Source organism: Candidatus Allofournierella merdavium (assembly GCF_944382735.1).
Taxonomy (GTDB): Bacteria; Bacillota; Clostridia; order Oscillospirales; family Ruminococcaceae; genus Allofournierella_A; species Allofournierella_A merdavium.
Genome location: NZ_CALWND010000001.1, coordinates 40,088 through 61,700, shown reverse-complemented (window position 1 = coordinate 61,700; position 21,613 = coordinate 40,088). Strand labels below are relative to the sequence as shown.

The following is a 21,613-nucleotide window of genomic DNA, read 5'->3' as shown; positions in this document are numbered from 1 at the left end:
GAGTTTTTATGAGCAAAGAAAAGACCGAAGGGCAAAAACTGGCGGAACAGCTGCTGTACAAAACGCCCCACGCGGCGAATGGCAATGAGGAACTGAACCAGGCGGCCGCGGAATTCTGCGAGGGCTACAAGACGTTTCTGGACAACGGAAAGACCGAGCGGGATGTGACCACCTATACGGTGAAACTGCTGGAGGAAAACGGCTACGTTCCCTTTGTGCCCGGCACCGCTTACGCGCCCGGCTCCAAGGTGTATGTGAACAACCGCGCCAAGAGCGTCATCGCCGCCACCGTGGGCCAAAAGCCCCTCACCGAGGGCGTGCACATGAACATCGCCCACACCGACGCGCCCCGGCTGGACATCAAGCCCAATCCGCTGTATGAGAACAGCGAACTGGCCCTGTTCAAGACCCATTATTACGGCGGCATCCGCAAGTATCAGTGGGTCGCTACCCCGCTGGCGCTGCACGGAGTGATCTGCAAGGCGGACGGCACCCGGGTGAACGTCTGCATCGGCGAGGAGGAGGGCGACCCCGTCTTCTGCATCACCGATCTGCTGCCCCATCTGAGCGCCGAGCAGAACGAGCGCAAGCTGTCCGAAGGCGTGAAGGGCGAGGAGCTGAACATCGTGGTGGGCAGCCTGCCCTACGCCGACGAAGAGGTGAAGGACCGGGTCAAGCTGCTGGCCATGAAGCTGCTGCACGACAAGTACGGCATCACCGAGAAGGACTTCATCAGCGCCGAACTGGAAGCCGTGCCCGCCTGCAAGGCCAAGGACGTGGGCTTTGACCGCGGGCTTATCGGCGCCTACGGCCACGACGACCGGGTGGACGCCTATCCCGCCCTGATCGCCGAGATGGAGACGGTGCTGCCTCCCTACACCACCGTCTGCGTGCTCACCGACAAGGAGGAGATCGGCTCCGAGGGCGTCACCGGCCTGAACAGCATGTATGTGTTCCATTTCATCCAGCAGCTGTGCGCGGGCCAGGGTGCGGACAGCATCCTTTGCTTCCAGCACTCCAAGTGCCTGTCGGCGGATGTGACCGCCGCCTACGACCCCACCTTCCCCTCCGCCTTTGAGGCGCAGAACAGCACCTATGTGGGCAAGGGTGTGGCCATCTCCAAGTACACCGGGTCCCGGGGCAAGGGCGGCTCCAACGACGCCTCTGCCGAGCTGATGAGCTACTTCACCCGCGTCTTTGACGCCGCCGGCGCCGCCTGGCAGATCGGCGAGCTGGGCAAGGTGGACCAGGGCGGCGGCGGCACCGTGGCCAAGTATGTGGCTTTCCATGACATTGACACCCTGGACGTGGGCGTGCCGGTGCTGAGCATGCATTCGCCCTTTGAACTCGTGGCCAAGATCGACGTGTACATGGCCTACAAGGCATTCAAGGCATTCAACGAGAGCGCCGAGTAACATAAAAAAGATCGCATTTTCTCAAAAAAGGGGTTGACATTCCTTTCCGGGCTTGTTATAATAGCAAAGCAGTCGCGAGACGGCAAGCCCGTGGGGGTGTAGCTCACTTGGGAGAGCGCTTGAATGGCATTCAAGAGGTAAGGGGTTCGATCCCCCTCATCTCCACCACAAAGAAGAGATCCGAACCGCAATGGTTCGGATCTCTTTTTGCATGCGCCCAAAACGCTGCCGGCCCGCAAAGCGGGTGAGGAGCGAATTTGCCGCTGCTGTTGGCGTTGCCTGTGCGGCGCTTGAAAAGGCCCCTGAAAACTTTCGTTTTCAGGGGCCTTTTTTGCCGGTGAAGCGCGTTTGATGACTTCGCAGAACCCGCCATTTGGCCCGCAACGGTCACGCCGTCGTTACAAGATAATGCGGAAGGAAAAAAGGCCGTCCCTGGCTTCGTACTGGCATACGGCACCGCTTTTCCGGCAAAAGGCGGAGATGGACTGCACCCCCCAGGCCATGCCCCTCCTCCCGGGCGAGCGGCAGGCCGGCGCTGTCAAAGGAGATGCTGCCGGCGTATGGATTGGATATCTCCAGCATGATGCTGGGGGTTCCGATCATCTTGCAGCAGATCCTGCGCCGCTGGCGGGGCAGCGCAAGATTGGCCTGGATGGCGTTTTCCAGCGCGTTGGCCAGAACGATGGCCAATTCTCCTTCATCCACCGGGAGGGCGTCGGGCAGGGAAACGTTTGCCTCCACCGTGATGTCTTGCTTTTCCGCCTGATGGAAGTAAGAAGAGAATACCGCGTCCAGCACCGGCGGGCGGCACCAGCGTGTCTCCTTGCGCTCATCCAGCCGCTTTTGCGCGGCGCTCAGGGAATCCAGGGCGGTGTCCCGGTCTCCCCGCAGCACCAACTCTTCCACGACCTGAAGCTGATGGCGCAGATCGTGACGCTGGATCCGGATGCTTTTCTCCACTTCTTTGACCTTCTGCAGTTTTTCTTTCAAAGCCGAAATCTGCATGGTCAGCAGGGTAACGCTCTGCCGTTCCATCTGCATCTTGTACTGCCCGGAAAGGCTTTTGAACACGGAGATGTATACAACCACCAGCGGGATGACCATGGCGTAGCCATACACCCGCTGCGGCGTATTGTCAAGATAACTGCCGGGCCATGAGGCAACGAAGATCAGGTAGCCGCAGAACACGCAGGGGATCAGGGTGAGCACGCCACAACGGGTGGGCATCACCTTGATCAGCATGCGGAAGGGCCTGCGCAGAAAGCGCCATTCCAGACAGATCGCCGCCCCGTAGAAGGCGATCATCAGCAGAATGTTCACAAGCGGCGAGAGACCGAAAAAATCTGTTATCAGGCGGATCACCGAGGCGGCCAGCACAGACAGCATGATCTGTGTGATATAGTTGAAAACCGCCTGCGCGGGGGTATCGTTGGCGGCCCAGTAGGTGAGCGCGATGGCGGGCACAGAAAAGGTGAAAAAGAACACGCGGAGTATCAGCAATTCCCCGCCAAGGCACAGCAGGGCCAGGCTGCAGCAGGCCACCCAGACGCTGTAGATCGTCACGATGCAAAGCAGTTTCTTGCGCCCAAAGCGGAATTCGGTCATGCTGGCCATCATTCCCACCGTCATGATCGTGATCAAAAGAATGCGAAAGACGAGAAAAGCAGAGTTCGTCATAGCGAATGCTCCTCCAGCCAGTAATTTCCCCAGGCCCGTTTAAACTCTGCCGCCGCCGTGCGCGGCAGCAGTATGGCCTGGCCGTTGTCCAGCAGGGCTGTCTGACCTTTTACCCCGGTCACATACTGAAAATTCAGAACGAAACTGGCCCCGCAAAGCCGAAAGCGGCGGTCGCACAGCAGGGGGGCGATCGCCTCCCGGAACGGCACCCGGATGGTCAGGGAGTCCACCGCGCCGTCGACACAGTAATAGCGCACACAGCGCCCCACCCGCTCCACATAGCGGATGCGCTCCAGCAGAAGACGCCGTGGTCCGTCCGCCGTGGTCACCACAACAGAACTGCTTTGCCGCCGGTTCAGCTTCTCCACCGCCTTGTCCAGCACCAAAAAGAGTTTTTCCTGCTCCACCGGCTTCAGCAGATAGAAAAAGGCCCGGATATCGTAGCTGTCCGCGGCAAAGTCGTTGGAACTGGTGAGATAAACGATCTCGCCGCCCTCGCCCAGCGCGCGCAGGCGGCGGCCGACGTCGATCCCGCTCATTGCCGGCATGAGGATGTCCAGCACATAGAGGTCAAAGCCGGAAACGCTCTGCACCCTTTCCAGGAGATCGGCGCCGCTTTGAAACATCGCGATCCGCCCGCTCACGCCGGGGCGGGCCCGCAGGTATGTATTCACCAGCGCCGCCGTTTGTCGGAGCTGAATTTCCTCATCGTCGCAAATGGCGATCTGCAGCATCGGGATCCTCCTTTTTCACACCCGGGAACAAATTTTGCGCATACAGCATCAAATTTTGAACAATTACTTCACAATTTCACGGCAATTTTTACAATGAAAATAGCATGAATCCAAAGGGCCGTCAAGTGCGAATTTTTACCTTCACCTCATCCGGTCACGCCGGAGAGGGGGCAACGGCCGAACATGCATAACACGCAGTGACGCGGCAAGTGACCGCGGCTGCTTTTAAGAGAGATGACCCCATGATACATAAAATCCATGGCCTGTTTTGGCCCAAATCGCCCGATGAACTGTGCCCGTCCGAACCCATCCGCCGGGAGTTCCTGCGGGAATCGGTGCGAAAGAACAACTTCTCCCTGTGGATCATCTGCGCGATCATTTTTGCCGCGGAGATCTACAACATCATCCGAGTGGTGTTTCTGTCTTCGTCCGGCCTGGGGACACGGAACAATCGGATCTACTTCTCGATGTACTGTGCCCTGATCCTGATCGGGGTTTTGTGGCTGGCGCTGCGGCCCGCGCTGCGGCGGGCCGCCGTGCGCTTGCAGTGGGCCGCCCAGTGCGTTATGACAGCCCTGCTCTTTCTGTGGCACATGGGCCTCAACACGTACGACCTGTACCGCGACCCCGCCGCCCAGACCACGGTGCTCACAACGGCGCTGCTGGGGCTGGCCCTGCTGATCCAGTCGCCGCCGGCATACACAACGGCGATGTTTGCCGCGGGGTATCTGCTGTTCAGTATCGTTATGGCTCCGCTGCTGGAGGCGGGCGACAGGCTCAACCTGACCATCACCTTTGTGGTGGCTCTGGCCGTCTCCCTCACCCATGCCCATCACACCTTTGTGACGCTGAAGCAGCAGAAGCAGATCGTGGAGACAAACGCCAAACTGCAGGAACTGGTGCGGCTGGACCCCCTGACCGGGCTGCTCAACAAAACGACGGTGGAGTGCCGGGCGGAGCAGCTGCTTTGCGGCCTGGGGCCCGTCGGCGGCATGGATGGGCTGACCCTGTTCCTTGTGGACCTGGACGAATTCAAGGAGATCAACGACCGCTACGGTCATCCCTGCGGGGATCATGTGCTGGTGGAGACGGCGGAAGCCATGCGCCGTGTTTTTCCGGACGCGGCGGGCCTGGGGCGGATCGGCGGCGACGAGTTCGCGGTATTGTATGACCAGCCCTTGACGCCGGAACAGGCCATGGCCCTGAGCGAGAGACTGATGGCAGGGCTGGGGAATATCCGATGGCAGGGCAGCCCGCTGGAGGTCCACTGCAGCGTGGGCGTCTGCGTTTGCACCCGGCCCCGGTGCAGTTACCGGCAGCTGTACGCCGAGACCGACCGCGTGTTGTATCAGGCAAAGGAGGGCGGCAGAGGCCGCTGCTGTGTCTTGAAGCTGCAGCACGCGGAAAGCGCGATGGCTTGAGAAGCGTCTCACGGCCAAACGCGAGACCATACAAAACAAAGCCAATCCCCGCGGCCGACCGGGGCTTTCCCCGGGAATGGTTGCATTCCGCCCGCGGATCGGCACACAGGGTTTGAGTGTTCAGGAGGGTTTCATGAAAAAAACATACCACAGGATCGTGTCATTCCTGCTTGCGGTGATCGTGGCGGGTGCCGCTTGCTCTCCGGGAGTGTTTGCCCTTTCGGGCAGCGAGGGCCAGCCGACGGAAAGTGCGGGCAGCGTGCCCGCGTCGTTGAGCGACGGCGCGCAAACCTCGGGCGAAAGCGGGTCTGTCCCGGCGGCGACGCCCATCCCAACGGCCGCGCCAGCCCCGGAGGACACTCCCATCCCGACGGCGACGCCTGCCCCGGCGGCCACCTCTGTCCCGGCGGCCACCCCCATCCCGGAGGCGACGCCCGTCCCGGAGGCTGCCCCGGCTCCGGAGGCTGCCCCGATGCAGGATTCCCTGGAGGGGATGGAACACGACCTCAACGCGGGGTCCGACCCGGACCCTGCGCCGCTGAACCTGGAAATGCTGGTGGAAGAGCAGGGCTTCTCCGCGCTCCGCAGCGCCATGCTGCGCACCAGCGGCCTTCCCGGCAGTACCATCGTGGTGGGCGATGACAACGAGGACGGCGCCCACAGCGGCAAGCCCGACGGTGATATCGACATAATCATGAGCAACCGGTACGGGAACTGTTACCCCATCGAGGTGCGGCTGGACGTGGGGGAGCAGCTGCCGCGGGAGAGCGCCGTGCTTGCCATCAAGGCCTACGACGTGGACGAGGAATCCGGCGAGGAAGACGATGTCTTTTTCAACGGCGTGAAGATCGGCCGCCTGTCCGGCACCAACAACACCTGGAACACCACCATCCTCACGGTGCCCACGAGCCTTGTAAAAAGCGGCGCCAACTACCTGGAGATCACCATCAACACAGGTTGGGTGGTCAGGATAGACTGGGTACAGCTGCTGCTGGACGGCGGCGAAAAAAGCGGGGAGGTGGAATCCTTCGACCTGACGCTGGGCCAGGCCAGCCAAAGCTCGTCCTACACCGTTCTTCTGCCGGTGACGGTGGAGATCCAGTCCAGCGGGAGCGGGACCTACGACACAGAGTTCGCCCTGCTGGACGAGGCCGGAAACTCCGTGGCCGCCGCTTTCGGCACCGCGTCCGCCAGCGGGCAGAGCACCGTTCAGATGGCCGTTCCCACCGGCGGCATGACCACCGGCACCTACCGGGTGGTGGGGCTGCTCAAGGACCCGGACACGGAAACGATCCTCGCCCAGGACACGGTGGACTGGTATTACTACGCACCCGACCCCACCCTTCTGACTCCCACCCTGAAGGCCTCCGCCAGCCCTGCGGGCCAGGTGGCCCGGCAGGTGGATGTTACCATCACCGCCGAGCCCGCTGAGGGGATGGTCATTCAAAAACTCACCGCCGTGGAGATAGCCGGTCAGCCTGCCAGTACCACCGGCAGCCTGTCCTTCACCGTGGAGCAAAACATGATCTCCACGCAGGTAGAGGTGGAGTATACGCTGAATGGAGAGCAAAAGACGGCCACCATCCCCGCGTGGGTGAATGTGGACAACATCGACCTTGAGCCCCCGACCGTCACCCTGGGAAACGACAGGATGAAGGTGGACGCGGAGGCGACCGACGAATGGGTGCGCCAGCAGGTGCTGGAGCAGGCCACCGTTGCAGACGGGGTGTCCGAGAATGGCAATGATATGTACGCCGGCGTGGCCGACGTGCGCTGCGAGCTGAGCACCCAGAACATCGCTGTCAAAGGCGGCACTGCTACCGTTATCGCCACCGACTACGCCGGCAACGTGGCGGAAAAAGAGGTCAGCATCGAGCCCATCGCCCCGCCGCTGCAGATGGGGCAGCCCACCGCGACCCGAAATGGGCAGACCGCCAGTTTTGCCCTTGCCGCCGCGCTCCTCTCCACCGGCGGGATCGCCGCCGATGAGACCGGCTTTGTGTGGGGCACTATGCAAAATCCCACCCTCAGCCTGAACAACAGAAAATCTGTCTCCAGCCCCGCCGTGGGCGAGGGGGGAAACATCACCGCCACGGCCGAGATCGCGGACGGTGTGAATTACTATGCCCGGGCCTACGTCACAATAAAGAACGTCACCTATTACAGCCAGCAGGTGACGTTTTCCGTGGGCGCCAAAAACTATGGCACGGTGTCCATCCAAAACAACGGCAACAACACCTTCACCGTGAGCCGTAACGGCACCGACGGGGCGCAGACGGTGTATTACCGCACGGTGAACGGTTCGGCGGTGGGGGGCACTCACTTCACCCATCAGGCCGGCACAGTGACCCTGCAAGAAGGGCAGACCAGCGCCACCATCACCATCGCCGAGGCGGCCAACGGGGCCAACACCGCGTACGGCGGATATCCCGCCACCGCTTACAGCAACGCGGATCGCACCTATCAGGTGGAGATCTACCGGGTGGAGGGCGGCGCCACCATTGGCGGCGACAGCCGCGCCACCCGCACGCTGAACACCAGTCAAAGGGTGGGCCGCGCCCTGTTTGATGAATACACCGTGAACATAGACAACAAACAGCGGGGCGACTACGAAGATGACAACAAGCTTGGCTGGACCGAGGGCGAAACCGGCTCCGCCGCCCGGGAGACCGCGGAGGTAAAGCAGGAGGGGATAGAGTATTGGCGGCATACCGCCCAGAGCCTGCACTATTATCTGACTTTTCAGGCGCAGGAAGTCAACGACGGCTATCAGGCCATTCAGCTGCTGTCGGGCAACGCGCTGGATACAAGGGTCTACCCATACGAAGGAAACATTAAATTCCAAGACAACATCTCGTTGGACGCCTCTTCCGTTTATTACATTGCCCTCTTTGAACACGGAAAGAGTGGCAAAGAAGATGCGTGGTATTCCTATTCCTTTCCCACCGCCGGGACCGGTTTTCCCAGTGATTCCAAACTGACAGTGAGTCGTTACCGCAGTGGCCAGGCGGGGAGTTTCCTGACCTTCCCGCTGGACACTGCTTCCATCACCGCCGGCTTCGGCGCCAGCGGCAGCGGAAACGACAAGTGGAACACCCGGAACGCGCAGCACCACATCCAGGTCTACGACGCCAAAGAACCCGAATTGCTGGCCGTGGCCCCCATGGCGGCCGCCACCTATAAGCCCGGCGACACCGTGACCGTCTCGCTGGTGTTTGACGAGATCGTGGACGGCACGAACAGCTACCTCACCGAGGTGGCCATCAACACCAACTGGGGCCCCTTCACCTACGCTGGCGGCGCGGACACCAACGTCCTCTTCTTCACCGGCACCGTGCCGGAAAACGCCGGCGGAAAAGACCTGACGGTCACAAGCATCCTGAACCCGGACCGCATCAAGGATATGTGCGGGCCCGCAGGGGCCGCCCCTTCTTTTGATGTCAGCGGGGATACGGGTGTGGACGGGGACTTCACCGTGCCCTCCATCGCCATCTCTGCGCAGCCGGTGAGCGGCAGCACCGCCAGCGCCACGGTGACGGTGACAAAGGCCGATTCCATGCAATACGTCTGGACCCAAAGCGAGGCCATGCCGGTGAACGGCTGGCAGGATTTTGCCAGCGGGGCCACCCTCTCCACCCGGCAGCAGCCGGGCCAGACCTGGTATCTGCACATCCTGGCAGAATACACATCCACCGGCGCCGCCGCCCACAAGTTCGCAAAGTTCGTCTTCCCCAGCGGACAGACCGCCGCCCTGCCCACCCTGACCGCCACGGTGGACAACACCGGCTGGGCCCGGCAGCGCGATATCCAACTGACCTACACCCCCACCGGCGCCGCGGTGGCCGTGACCGGCCCGGACGGGACCACCTGGCCCCTCAACGGCAGCAAAACCGTCACTGCCACCGAAAACGGCTGGTACTCCTTCACCCTCACCTCCGACGGCGAGACCCTCACCCAGGCGGTGAAGGTGGAAAACATCGACGGCCAGGCTCCGGTGGCGGAGGAGTTGCGGGAACCCAGCGTGGCGGCCACCGTCTCTCCCAGCCTTTCCTTCAGCGCGGTCATCTCCGACGCGCTCTCCGGGCTGAAAACGGTGGAATACTGCTTCAGCGAGGCTCAGACCGCCCCTCAAACCGGGTGGACGATAGCAACCCCCAGCAACGGGCGCTATTTCTTTGCGTATACCGCGGACAGCGAAGAGAAAAAAACGGTGTATCTCCATCTGCGGGCCACCGACAACGTGGGCAATGTCTGGCAGCATACCTTCGGCGGATATCAGGTGCAGAAGCCGCCGACCGAGGCGCTGACCGTTTCCCTTGCCGCCTCCACCGGGATATGGACCGCCGGTGAAGTGAACCTGACCTGGAAACTCGGCGGCATGATTGCCGGCGAAACCATCACCCTTTATGGCGCCAGCAACGGGCCGGCAGTGCCCGTTTCGACCCAGATGGGCGCGTTCCCTGTGACCCAAAACGGCCTGTACACCGTGGTGGCCATGGACAGCCGCGGCCGCACCGGGGAGGCGTCCATCCCGGTGAACAACATCGACAAGGCGGCCCCCTTCGTCTCAAAGGTGGAGGTGGCTCCCGGCTGGACCAACCAGCCCAAGACCGTCACCCTCGTGGGCCTCAGCGACGATTCCACTCCCCAATACGACGCACAGGGAAATGTCACCGGTTACAGCGGCATCGGCGTTGCCTCGAAACAATACAAAATGGCCGCCGCCGGTGACGATGCGCTGACGGATATCACCGGCGACAGCTTCACCGTAGCGGAGAACGGAAAATATGCCCTGATCCTCACCGACAAACTGGGCAACAAGTCCACCCGGCTGTTCACCGTGGCGGGCATCGACACCGCCGCGCCCGCGGCTCGCCTTTCCTCCGTGCCGGCGGGCTGGCAGAACGCGCCGGTAAACGTCACCCTCACCTTCTCGGACGCGGACAGCGGCGTGGCCAGCGTGCAGACCGCCTTTGTGGAGAGCAATGCCGCTTCCCCGGTGGAGGGCGCCCTGCAAAGCCAGGACATCGGCGCCGGCCAAGTCTCCCTGACGGCGCAGCAGGGCCAGCACTACCTCTACTACAAGGTCACCGACAACGCCGGCAACGTCACCGACGGCTTTTCCGGCCTCATCCAGGTGGACGCGGCCGTCCCCACCCTCACCGTCACCCAGACGGCGCAGCAGGGAGCGGCCACGCTGGAGGTGCGCGTCAACGACAGCCTGTCCGGCGTGAAGGCCTGGTATTCCCGTGACGACGGCGCCTATCAGGAACTGACCTCCGACACCCTGACCCTGGACGCCCCCGGCACATACCGTTTCAAGGCCGTCAGCGGCGCGGGCCTGGAGAGCGCTGTGTATACCGCGGCCCTGCATCAGGTGCGTTTTGACACCCCCGAGGGTGTGGACGCCCCCACCCTTCAGCTGATCCTGGAGGGCGGCAGTGTGGCAAAGCCCGACGACCCTGCCCGCACCGGCTATGATTTCGCGGGCTGGCAGAGGGACGGCGCGGCCTGGGATTTTGACGCTCCTGTGGCCGCCTCCTTCACCCTCACCGCCGCCTGGACGCTGCACGCGCCCACCGTGGGCGTGACAGCGGCCTATCACGGCCAGAGCGGCGGCGATTTTACCTACGACGGGGGAGACCTGGTCTTCACCGCCGCCCCCGGCCATGAGGCCGGCGGGGTCAGCTACACCTATCAGTGGCAAGACGCGGGCGGTCAGCCGATCGCCGGCGCCACCGGCCCAAGCTACACCGTGAAGGCCGCGGCGGCGGGGACGCACCAGTATTCCTGCGCCGTCACCGCCATCGACGGCAGCCTTGTCTCCGCCCCCGTCACCATGGCGGCCAGCGCCACGATCCAAAAACAGATCGTGCCCGCCCCCGCACAGGACGACACGGCCTTTGTCTACAACGGCAAGGCGCAGACCTACACGGTGGCGGCCGACAGCCGCTACACCGTCAGCGGCGACGAGCAGACAAACGCGGGCGGCCATACCGTCACCGTCGCACTCGTCGACAAGGCCAACTACCGGTGGAACAGCGGCGGCAGCGAGGACCTGACCTATCCCTTCACCATCGCCAAAGCGCCGGTGCGTTTCTCCGCCACGGACACGTCCCATAACTATGATGGGTCTGAAAAGGCCGCCGTCGTGACCCCGCAGACCGATGTGGCGGACCTTGCGGTGGCAGCCGGCGATTACACCGTTCACTGCGAGCAAAACGGCCAGGCCGCCCGGCCGATGAATGTGGGCGATTATGATATCATCGTCACCCTGCGCAACGACAACCTGGCCTTTGACGGGCAGGCGGCCGATCTGCGGCAGATGCGGGTGGGCGTCCTCACCATCAACGGCGTGCGATTCCCGGCGGCTGACACCATGACCTGGCCCGCGGCCGCTCCGCTGGCCTACGGTCAGACCCTGGCGGAGAGCGTCCTCACCGGCGGCGACCAGCAGGACGCGGGCAGCTACGCCTGGAAAACGCCGGATGCCATCCCCACGGTGGGCAACGGCGGCTGCACGGTGGTGTTCACCCCTAACGACAAAAACTACAGCCCGGTGGAGCACACCGTGGCGGTGGAGGTGGCCCCCAAGGGGCTGGCTGTCGCCGGCGTGACCGCCGAAACGCGGCCCTACGACCCGGCCGGCACCGCCGTGACCCTTTCGGGCGGCAGCCTGGAAGGGGAGATCGTGCGCCGGAACGGTGAGCCGGACGATGTGACGCTGGTCGTCACCGGCGCGGCGGGCAGCGTGAAAACGCCGGACGCGGGGCAGGATAAGCCGGTCACGGTCAGCGGCTACGCCCTCGCGGGCGCGGACGCGGCCAACTACACCCTCACGCAGCCGGGCTATGTCACCGTGACCATCACCCCCGCCGAGGGCGCGGCCTCCCTCACCATGGAAAGCTGGGCCTACGGCGAAACCCCCGCCCGGCCCAAGGCGGCCTCGGCCACCAACGGCACCGATGCCGTGACCTGGCGCTACGCCGGCACCCTGGCGGACGGCAGTCCCTACGATTCCGACGTGCCGCCCACCGACGCGGGCAGCTACACGGTGCAGGCCGTATTTGCCGCCACCAACAACTACCGGCAGGTGACGAAGCAGGCGGGGTTCACCGTTGAAAAACGCGGCATCACCGTCACCTGGAACCGGCTGGACGCCGTTTACAACGGCGCCGCCCAGGCCCCGGAGATCGCGGGGCTGGTGGGCGTGCTGGCCGCGGACGCGGGCCGGGTGGAGGCGTCCGCCGCCCACGGAGCCCAGACGGCGGCGGGGACCTACTCTGCCTCGGCGCGGCTCACAGGCGAGCGGGCACATAACTACGTCCTCCAAAACGGCGCCGCCACCTTTGCCATACGGCCGGCCCCGGTGACCTTCCGGGTGGAGGGCAGCAGTGTCCTTTACGACGGCCAGAGCCACACCGCCGCCATCACGGCGCAGGCGCTGGGCCAGCCCTTTGACGGTTTTGCCATCCGCTATCAGACCATGGACGGCGCGGAGGTGACGGCGCCCCAGGAGGCGGGCCGCTATCGCATCTTGGCCGAGATCACCGACCCGAACTATCGCCACGGCGACGGCGCGGACGGCAGCGCGCAGCAGATCGGCGTGCTGGAGATTTATCAGGCCGCCGCGCCCGCCGCCTATTCCGTCACCTTCCTGCCGGGGGCGGAGGACGCCGCCGGCGCGGCGCCGACCCTGCCTGCGAGCCTTGCGGGCGGTATCCTCATCCTGCCGGGCCCGGGCGGCCTGGAGCGGGCGGGCTACCGGTTCGCCGGTTGGCAATACGAGGGCAGGGTCTATTCCGCCGGGTCTTCCTTTGTGATGCCGGCGGAAAATGTGACCTTTACCGCGGCTTGGGACGAGACCTCCTATGCCATCGACGGTTCTGTCATCTGGGAGGGCACGGAGGGCGAAAACGCCCCGCAGCCCGTGGAGAAAGTGCTCGTCACCCTCACCCGGGGCAACGAACAGATCGCCCAGACCCAGACCGGGCCGGACGGCAGCTTTTCCTTCCAGCAGGTGAGCGCCGGGCTGTACAACCTGGTGGCCACCTATGGCGGCATCGTGCAGACCCAAAAGGTGGAACTGGTCGACCGTGACCAGAACCAGTGCGTCATCCGGCTGCCCCGGGGAAACACCAACTCGGTGCTGAAGGTGCTGGACGGCGCGCCGCCGGTGGTGGTGGGCAACCTGGACAATGTGTTTACCCCACAGCCCGACGAAGTGTACACCGCGGGGGACCGCAAGCTGGTGGAAAGCGGCGGCACGGTGGAGGTGCGCATGACGGTGGCCGACGCGAGCCCCGTGCCGGACAGCCCGCTGGCCGAGGCGCTGGAAAGCGTGTCCCAGGGGTTCCGGGAGGGCCTCACGCTGGACCTGACCATGGGCAAAACGCGGCTGGATGCCGACGGTTCTTCTCTGAGCCGGGAGCCCATCGCCCAATCCAACCTGCTCATTGAGATCGTGATCCCGCTGAACGGCGCGCTGCAAAACTGCCGCAGCTACCGGGTGCTGCGGGAGCACGAGGGCGCGGTGGATGAGATCGGCGCCCAGGCCAATGCCCAGGGCGAGTATTTCGTGCTGAACGAGAGCCGCACCGCCCTGACGATCTTCGCAAAGCAGTTCTCCCTTTACTCGGTGCTCTACTCCAACGCCCTGCCGGAGGAGGGCGGCGAATCGCCCCAGATCCGGCCGGCGGAGCCGACCCCCGCGCCGCAGCCGGCCGCCCCGGCGACCGCGAAGCCGGCGGACCAGGCGGAAAAGCCGGCAGACCAGGGGGAGGAGCATGCCCCGGCGCCGGCGGCCACGCCCGAGCCGCCCCGCTCCACGCCGCCGCCGCAGCAGGAAAGTGGTGAAGCGGCGCAGGACCCCGCCGGCGCCCAGCCCGGCGGCAGGCCCTTCGCACTGCTGAACGTGGCCGCGTCGCTGCTGGGCGTGCTGCTGGCGGTCTTCGCCAGCAGCCGGGGAAAAGCGCGGCTGCTCAGTGCCGCCTGCGCGGCCGGCGCGCTGGTGCTCACGCTCCTCACCGCCGGCTGGAACGGGTTCGTCTTGGCCGATGCCTGGACGCTCCCCGTGGCGGCGCTGGCGCTGCTGGCGGCGTATTTCTCCCGCCGGGCGCAGACGCCGGTGAGTGGGGACGACCGGTAAGCGTCCTCGGAACGGCCCCTGATGGGCCAGGCAGACAAAAAGCCCGCGAAGCCTTTGTTTGTAAAGGCTTCGCGGGCTTTTCTGTGATAAAGGGGGGCTTGAATTGTCTTTGGAGTATGATGCCGCGTGATCGGTTTCGCTTGCGGCCCGCGCAGAAGAAAGCACTCCCTCGAAAGGGCGCCGCAGCAAGTGCCCGGGGCACTGCCCGGCGCTCACCGGGAAAGAGCGGGCAGAGGCGCGCCGTCCAGCACATAGCGCTGCAAAACGATGCGGGCGCCGTCCTCCTGCACAAAGGGCGCGCGGTACTTTGCCGCCGCAATGGCGGCAGGGGAGGCGTTTCCCATGGCAAAGGAGACCCCCGCCGCCCGCAAGATCTCCGCGTCGTTGTCGCCGTCGCCCACGGCCATGACCTCCTCCGGCTTGCAGCCCAGGCTTTCCGCCACCAGGGAAAGGCCGGAACCCTTGGTCACGCCCCGGTTGGTGATCTCCAGGGCAAACCAGAACGAGCGGGTCAACGTCACCGCTGCGGCAAACGGCCCCCGGGTCCAGTAGCGGCTGAGAGACGCGGCCTTTTTTCGGCTGTCCACCACAATGGTGATCTTGCTGATGGGCGCGGCGCGCACGGCGGAGTACTCCTCCTTCGACCGCAGGATGCGCAGGTAATCGTCGGTGCCCACCTTGGGAAAGGTCGGGCCTGCGTAGCCGGGGGCGATAAAGGTGTACATGACATCACGGCCGGAAAACTCAATGTACCCCCGTTCCCGCAGTACCCGCTCCCAGGCGGCGTCCACCACCTCACGGGGGAGAAGACTCTCAAAGAGGCAGGCCCCGTCCTTTACAAGGTAGGCGCCCCCGTTGCAGATAAAGGGGCCGGTGAAGCCGATGGGCCGCATCTGCGACATCATGTGCCCGTAATTCCTGCCTGTGGCGATGCCGATCGCGATGCCGCGCGCCGCCACGTCGCGGATCGTTTGCGCCAACTCCGGGGTCACCGCGCTGTGCCGGGGAGAATCCACAATGGTGCCGTCGATGTCCAGCATCACAAGGCGGATGGGGTTGCCGTTCATTCTGCTTCCTCCATGCTGTGCTGCGCGAAACGGCAGAGGAATTCCTTCGCTTGCTTCGCGGATGGGAGGTTTACCGCCGTGCGGGCTGCTTCCTCACAGTCCTGCCGGTTGAGCCGGCGCACCAGGTAGCGCAGGCGCGGCAGCGCGGACGCCGCAACGCTCAGCTCTTCCACCCCGCAGCCCACGAGGAAGGGCACCATGGCCGTGCTGGAGGCGGTCTCGCCGCAAACGCCGAGGGCTACGCCGTGCTGGCGGGCGACGGTGCCGATGTGGCGCAGCGCGCGCAGCACGGAGATCTGAAAGGAATCGTACAGGCCCTGCACCTGCGGGTTGCCCCGATCGGCGGCCATGAGGTACTGCACCAGATCGTTGGTGCCGACACTGAAAAATTCCACATGAGGGGCAAGCTGGTCCAGCACCAGAACAGCGGCCGGCGTTTCCACCATGATGCCCACAGGAATGTCCTTCCGATAGGGGGCACCCTCCGCGTCCAGCTGGCTGCGGGCTTCGTCCAGGGCGGCGCGGCAGCGCAACAATTCCTCCAGGCAGGTGATCATGGGGAACATGATCTGCACCGCGCCGTAGGCCGAGGCGCGCAGCAGCGCCCGCAGCTGGGTGCGAAACAGGGCGGGCCTGTCCAGACAGATGCGCACCGCCCGGTAGCCCAGGAAGGGGTTCTCCTCCCGCGGCAGCTGCATATAACCCAGCGCCTTGTCGCCGCCGATGTCCAGCGTGCGGAAGATGAAGGGCTTTCCCGCCATCCGCACCACCGCCGCGCGGTAGGCGTTGAAGAGCGTTTCTTCGTCGGGATAGTCCTCCTCCTTCATATAAATGAACTCGGTGCGGAAGAGTCCCACGCCGTCGCAGACGGCCGGAGAGAGCGCGTCCGCCGTGTCGGAATCGCCGGAGTTCACCGCCAGCAGGATGCGGGTGCCGTCTTTCGTAAAGGCGGGGCCGGGAGCCTCCTTTTCATAGCGCTCTTTTCCGCGGCGATATTCCGCTGCGGCAAGATCGAACGCGGCCTTTTCCCGCTCACCGGGGCTGAGGAGCACCGTGCCGTCGCCGCCGTTGATGCAGATCGTCTCGCCGGTTTTTGCAATGCCGGTGATATCTTGTACCCCCACCACGGCGGGGATGCCCAGGGTGCGCGCCAGGATCACCGCGTGGGAGGTGGTGCCGCCCGCTTCGGTCACAAAACCGCGGAGGAATTTCTTGTCGAGGTTCACGGTGTCCACCGGGGTGAGGGCGTCGGCCACCACGATCGTGGGTCCCCGCAGTTCCACCCCGCTGAGCGCCCCGCTGACACCGCAGCACAGGGCGATCAGTTCATGGGCCACTGCCTCAATGTCGGCGTATCGCTCCCGCAGATAGACGTCCTCCATGGCGTCAAAAACGGACTTTTCCTGTTCCAGCATCTGCCGCACGGCGGCGGGTGCGCTGAGTCCGTCGCGGATCTTCGCGCGGATGCGGTCAAACAGGGGCTGATCCATGGCGATCATCTGGTAGGATTCGATGAGTTCCGCCGCCTCCTCGCCGGATTCGGACAGAGTCTTGTCGTAGAGTGCCTCCAGGCGCTCGTCCAGCGCGCGACGGCTGTCCTCCAGCCGCTGCAGTTCTTCCTCAGCTGTTTTGGCCGGGCGTTCCAGCTGTTCCGGCCGGATCGAACGTTTGACCAATACGCTGCCTTCCGAAAAACCTTCGGAACAACCGATCCCGTGTAATGTGTGCATACGCGCCTCCTTTGCCGAAGCCGGCCCGCGGGCCGGCGGTTATCTGCGAAAAGGGGCGGCGGCGAAACCCACCCCGTTTCGCCAAACCGCCCGGCATGCTCTGTTTGCTGTTTGCCCGGTTCACATCGCCCCGGCAAAGAACTCGCCCAGAGCGGTGATATCCTCGTCCTCCTGGGGGCCTTCGGCCCGCAGGGTGATCTCGTCTCCGCACAGGATGCATGCGCCCAGCACGGCGGTGATGCTGTTTGCGGGAACGAATGCGCCGCCCTTCGACAAGGTGATTTGAGAACTCATCTTGTTCACCAGCTTGATGAGTTTTACAGCGGGACGGGCGTGCAGCCCCTCTTTGAATTTGACGGTTACGGTGATTTCCTTCATCGCGGTTCGCCCCTTATGCGTTGTTTTGATCGAGTTTCGCTTCCACCACGCTGCGCAGCATATCGTGCTCGGAGGTGGAGACCATGGTCATGTCCATCGCGTGCAGCAGCAGCATGGAGAAGGGGATCTCGGTGCCGCTGTTCTGCGGGCCCATCAGCTGTTCGAACTGGATCTTGTGGGCTTCGGCCAGAAGGGCCTGCGCTTCGTCCAGCCGTGCCGCGGCGGTTTTGTAGTCGCCCTTGTTCACGGAATCCAGTGCCTCAAACACCTTGCTGCGCCCTTCACCTGCGTTGGAAATCATTTCCATGCAGATCCCGTTGAGTTCCTCCATCGTCATTTTCATGGCATATCTCCTTGTTTGTGACAGAACGGTTTGAACACCCGATGCCCGGCCGGGCGCGGCGCCTCACTGCGGGGCCTTTTCGAGTTCTTTCAGCATCAGTTTCAGGATCGCGTCGCCCTTGGCAAGGCCGTATTCCCGCATGGGGATCAGCAGGAAGGGAAGCTGATCGTGCCCTTTCTCGGCGGCAAACTTGCGGATATCCTCCACCTGGCCCTTCACCTGAGGAGCAATGAGAACGATGTCCACGCTGCCGAAATCAAAGGTGCGGTAGCGCAGGCTGGCGGAACAGTTGACCGTCAGATCTACGCCCTGGTCATGGGCTGCTTTGCGAAGCGCCTCCACGATGATGCTGGAGCTCATGGCCGAGGCGCAAAGGATGATCGCGTTGATCTTTCTCATAGTTTCCTCTTTTCCCGGTGTGCCGCAGCCCGCCGCCCGGCGGGCTGCGGCGTACCGAATGTAATGGGGTTCGGCCTGTTTTCAGTATAACAGGCGGCAAAGGATGATACAAGCGCCGGCGGGGATCAGCCTTCCTCTTCCGTGGCGGTTTCCTCGGCGATGCAGCGCTTCTCGTAGTATTTCGCGAACGGATACCAGATAAAGAACATCAGCACGATCAGGATGGCCTGGGCGACCACATTGCGCCAGTCGCCGCCGGTGGAGAGGTAGGGCTGCAGCAGGGGAGGCGTGGTCCAGGGGATCTGGACGAAAGCCGGGCTGATCCATCCCAGCGCGGTGAGGATGTAGCCGTACATGGTGCCCAACAGAGAGGTGAGGAACACAAACGGCAGGAACATCAGGGGATTCAGCACGATGGGCACGCCGAACATGACGGGCTCATTCACGCAGAAGATGCCGGGCAGGAAGGACAGACGGGCCACCTCCCGCAGGTGCGCGGAGCGGGAGCGGAACCAGATGACGCAGAGCACGAGGGTCATGCCCACGCCGCCGATCATGGTCCAGCTGTAAAAGAACGGCTCGGTGATGATGTGGGGCATGGCTTTGCCGGCAGCGGCGGCTTCGGCGTTTTCCGCGATATTGGTGAGCAGGAAGGGGTACATCACGCCCCACACGGTGAAGGAACCGCCGTGGATGCCCACGAACCAGAGCAGCTGCAGCAGCAGCGCGCAGATGAAGGCGGCGTACCAGGTGTCGGACACCGACAGCAGCGGGCTGACGATGACGTTCAGCGCGGCGTTCAGATCGAAGCCGATGACCACGCGCAGCAGCCAGAAGAAGGTCAGCAGAATGGCCATGGGCAGCAGGGAAGCAAAACTTTGGGCAATGCCGGCGGGCACGGACTTCGGCAGGTGGATGACGATGCCGTGGGTGTAGGCAAAGTGCATGAACTCCACCACCACGATGGACACCACGAACAGGGTGAACATTCCCTTTGCCGAGAAGCCGGTCACATTCAGCGTGCCGGTGGCAAGATCCACAGGCGCGACGGTGATGACGTAGCAGGCCACCGTCACGATGGAAACGATGGTGGGGTCCTGCTCTTCGTACATGCGGGCCAGCTCGCTGCCCAGCGAGATGGCGAGGTACAGCACCATGAAGTTCATGGTCATGGTGTAGAGCACGTTCAGTTTGTCGGCGTGGGGCGCCATGGCCGCGGCCAGCGACGCCACCGGCAGGTTTGTCAGGATCAGTGGGAGGGAGCCAACGATGATCAGGGGGATGGTGCGGATCAGCGCGGCGCGGATGGCGGCAAAGTGGCGCTGGTTGCCCATCCTGACAAGGGGCGGCGCGAGATATTGCTCGATCCAGACGCCGAATTTGTCCATTAAGCTTTCGAACTTGCTGGTCTTCATTTCTTTTCCTCCTCGTGATTTATTTTCGTGCGCGCAGTGAAAACGCGGCGAACACCGGCTCCGTCACCGCAGGGCGGCCGTTCCTTGCTATACGCGGGTGTGAACGACCTGGGTGAAGTCGTTGTGGGCGTCCCGGTTGGGGTCGAAGCCCTGCTCCTCCGGCCCGTATACCGACAACACCTGGATGGCGCGGGTGAAAAGCAGCAGCGACTGCGTCAGGGGATGGGCGGGCAGCAGGATACGGTCCGGCTCCTCCGGCATGTCTCCCGCCGCGTCCAGCAAAAGGGCGTTTTGCGTGATGCCCCGGAGATAACGGAACGTCTTTTCGGTGAGCGTGGCAAGGGGATGGGAGGCGCGCAGCAGCACCACTGTGCTCCTCTCCGTAATGGAACGGTGCATCCCGTGGGAAAACTCTCCGATGTCGTTGAACATGGTGGGGATGCAGGCGGTCTCCATCAGCTTCAGCTGGCCTTCCAGGGCGGTGCCGAAATTCATGCCGCTGCCCAGAATGTAAAAATCCCGCAGCGCGGTGCCGAAGCGTCGGTCCTCGCACCAGCGGAGCACGCGCTCCTGCACGAGGGCGAGTTCCTCCACCTGGCCGGAAAGTTCCCGAAATATGTTCTGCGCCTCCGCCTCTCCCAGGCTGCCCCGCGCGCGGCCCAGCCGCAGCCCCAGAAGTATCAGCGCCAGCAGTGTCGCGCTGTACCCTTTGGTCTTGGCGTTGCTGTCCTCCTCGCCGCAGCGCAGGAATAGCACCCGGTCCGGCCGAACGGCCATGGGCGACTGCTCCGTGTCCGTGACGCCCAGTGTCGCAACGCCGAGGCGCTGCACCTCGGCCAGCGCCTCCAGTGCGCCGCTGCTGGTGCCCGTCTGGCTGATGAGGGCCACCAGAACTTTTTTGGGGTCCCGGCCGAGGGCGCCGGCGCTGTTATAGAGAAAGTTCGCGGGGGTGAACACCTGGACCCGGAGGCCGGCGGCGCGGGCGATCAGGTCGGCGGTGGCCACGGCGGCGTTGTAGGAGCTGCCGTGGGCGACAAAACAGATGCTCTCCAGTCCCGGCGGCAGCGCCGCGGCAACGGCGCCGATGTCCGGGTCGGCCAGCAGCCGGCGCAGCACGGCCTCCTCCTGGGCCATATAGGTCCACATGATGCTGTCGTGTTTCATCCTGCTCACAGCCTCAACATTTTTTGCGCGTTGCCGCCGAGCATCATAGCGAGATGTTCGGGGTTGCTGCAGATGTGGCGGATCTTCGACATCTCCTGGATCTCGTCGCCAAAGGGCGCGTCGGAGGAGAAGAGGATCTTTTCCGGGCCGGCGATCTCGTATGCCATCTTGATGACCGGCACATAGGCCCCGGCGGTGCTGAGGTAGAAGTTCGGGATGTCCCGGGCGAGTTCGCATGCGCGCTCATACATCAGCGGCACGCCGATGTGGAAGAGCACCACCGGCACGTCGGGGAAGGATTTGGCCATCTCCGCCCACTTGTCGGGAATGGAGAACATATCAGACTGCCCGTGCACCACCACGCATTTGTGGTATTTGCGGCAGAGCTCAAAGTAGGAGTCCATGACGCTGTGCCGGTCGGCGCTGTAGCCGAAGCGGATGGCGTTCAGCTTCAGCCCGTAGAATCCGTACTCCCGGAAACAGCGCTCCAGCTGCTCCTCGCCGTCCACATCCCAGGGATTGATGACGGCGAACCCGATCGTTTTGTCGGGATACTTCACACAGCACTCGTGGATGTATTCGTTGTTGATCGTTTCCAGCTGGGAACAGATCATGCACTTGTCAACGCCGGAGGCGTTCATGATCTCAAAGAGCGACTCGACCTTGTAATCCTCGCCTTTTTTCACGCCGATGTGGGCCAGCATATCAATGATCATGGCTTC

General features: G+C 63.6%; 13 protein-coding genes and 1 tRNA gene. 4 read left to right on the top strand and 10 right to left on the bottom strand.

The genetic code is table 11. The annotated features are described in order from the left end of the window. Window positions 1-8 precede the first annotated feature (8 nt). Both ACH2A7_RS00250 and ACH2A7_RS00245 read left to right on the top strand, forming a co-directional pair. On the top strand, window positions 9-1,415 hold the full coding sequence (locus tag ACH2A7_RS00250) for an aminopeptidase (protein WP_394958890.1): 1,407 nt from the start codon (window positions 9-11) through the stop codon (window positions 1,413-1,415). A 92-nt stretch (window positions 1,416-1,507) separates the two neighbouring features. After that, a tRNA-Ala gene (locus ACH2A7_RS00245) sits at window positions 1,508-1,583 on the top strand. 219 nt (window positions 1,584-1,802) lie between these two features. Here ACH2A7_RS00245 and ACH2A7_RS00240 read toward each other — a convergent pair. Together ACH2A7_RS00240 and ACH2A7_RS00235 are read right to left on the bottom strand one after the other, a co-directional pair. Then, complete coding sequence (locus ACH2A7_RS00240; RefSeq protein ID WP_394958888.1) at window positions 1,803-3,092, bottom strand: sensor histidine kinase; 1,290 nt, start codon at window positions 3,090-3,092, stop codon at window positions 1,803-1,805. Beyond that, complete coding sequence (locus ACH2A7_RS00235) at window positions 3,089-3,826, bottom strand: LytR/AlgR family response regulator transcription factor (protein ID WP_394958886.1); 738 nt, start codon at window positions 3,824-3,826, stop codon at window positions 3,089-3,091. Before ACH2A7_RS00235 ends, ACH2A7_RS00240 begins: the two co-directional genes overlap by 4 nt. A 242-nt stretch (window positions 3,827-4,068) precedes the next feature. Between ACH2A7_RS00235 and ACH2A7_RS00230 the strand changes: the two genes are divergently transcribed. After that, on the top strand, window positions 4,069-5,247 hold the full coding sequence (locus ACH2A7_RS00230) for a GGDEF domain-containing protein (protein WP_394958884.1): 1,179 nt from the start codon (window positions 4,069-4,071) through the stop codon (window positions 5,245-5,247). 472 nt (window positions 5,248-5,719) lie between these two features. Beyond that, window positions 5,720-14,395: a YDG domain-containing protein gene (locus tag ACH2A7_RS00225; protein ID WP_394958882.1), complete on the top strand. Its 8,676-nt coding sequence runs from the start codon at window positions 5,720-5,722 to the stop codon at window positions 14,393-14,395. A 212-nt stretch (window positions 14,396-14,607) separates the two neighbouring features. Here ACH2A7_RS00225 and ACH2A7_RS00220 read toward each other — a convergent pair whose 3' ends face one another. The 8 genes from ACH2A7_RS00220 to ACH2A7_RS00185 form a co-directional block, all read right to left on the bottom strand. Further along, window positions 14,608-15,462, bottom strand: a complete 855-nt coding sequence (locus tag ACH2A7_RS00220) for a Cof-type HAD-IIB family hydrolase (RefSeq protein WP_394958880.1) — start codon at window positions 15,460-15,462, stop codon at window positions 14,608-14,610. Then, window positions 15,459-17,192, bottom strand: a complete 1,734-nt coding sequence (gene ptsP, locus ACH2A7_RS00215; protein ID WP_394958878.1) for a phosphoenolpyruvate--protein phosphotransferase — start codon at window positions 17,190-17,192, stop codon at window positions 15,459-15,461. Before ptsP ends, ACH2A7_RS00220 begins: the two co-directional genes overlap by 4 nt. A 120-nt stretch (window positions 17,193-17,312) precedes the next feature. Then, window positions 17,313-17,570, bottom strand: a complete 258-nt coding sequence (locus ACH2A7_RS00210) for an HPr family phosphocarrier protein (protein ID WP_394958876.1) — start codon at window positions 17,568-17,570, stop codon at window positions 17,313-17,315. Window positions 17,571-17,583: 13 nt separating this feature from the next. Further along, on the bottom strand, window positions 17,584-17,913 hold the full coding sequence (locus tag ACH2A7_RS00205; protein WP_394958875.1) for a PTS lactose/cellobiose transporter subunit IIA: 330 nt from the start codon (window positions 17,911-17,913) through the stop codon (window positions 17,584-17,586). Between the two features lie 63 nt (window positions 17,914-17,976). Continuing rightward, window positions 17,977-18,312 carry a PTS sugar transporter subunit IIB gene (locus ACH2A7_RS00200; RefSeq protein ID WP_394958873.1) on the bottom strand — a complete coding sequence of 112 codons (336 nt, stop codon included), beginning with the start codon at window positions 18,310-18,312 and terminating at the stop codon, window positions 17,977-17,979. A 125-nt stretch (window positions 18,313-18,437) separates the two neighbouring features. Continuing rightward, window positions 18,438-19,727 (bottom strand): PTS sugar transporter subunit IIC, encoded by a 1,290-nt coding sequence (locus tag ACH2A7_RS00195; RefSeq protein ID WP_394958871.1) that lies wholly within the window; start codon window positions 19,725-19,727, stop codon window positions 18,438-18,440. Window positions 19,728-19,814: 87 nt separating this feature from the next. Next, window positions 19,815-20,891, bottom strand: coding sequence for an SIS domain-containing protein (locus tag ACH2A7_RS00190; protein ID WP_394958869.1), 1,077 nt, complete (start codon window positions 20,889-20,891; stop codon window positions 19,815-19,817). 5 nt (window positions 20,892-20,896) lie between these two features. Continuing rightward, window positions 20,897-21,607, bottom strand: a complete 711-nt coding sequence (locus ACH2A7_RS00185; protein ID WP_394958867.1) for an amidohydrolase family protein — start codon at window positions 21,605-21,607, stop codon at window positions 20,897-20,899. Between the last annotated feature and the right edge of the window lie 6 nt (window positions 21,608-21,613).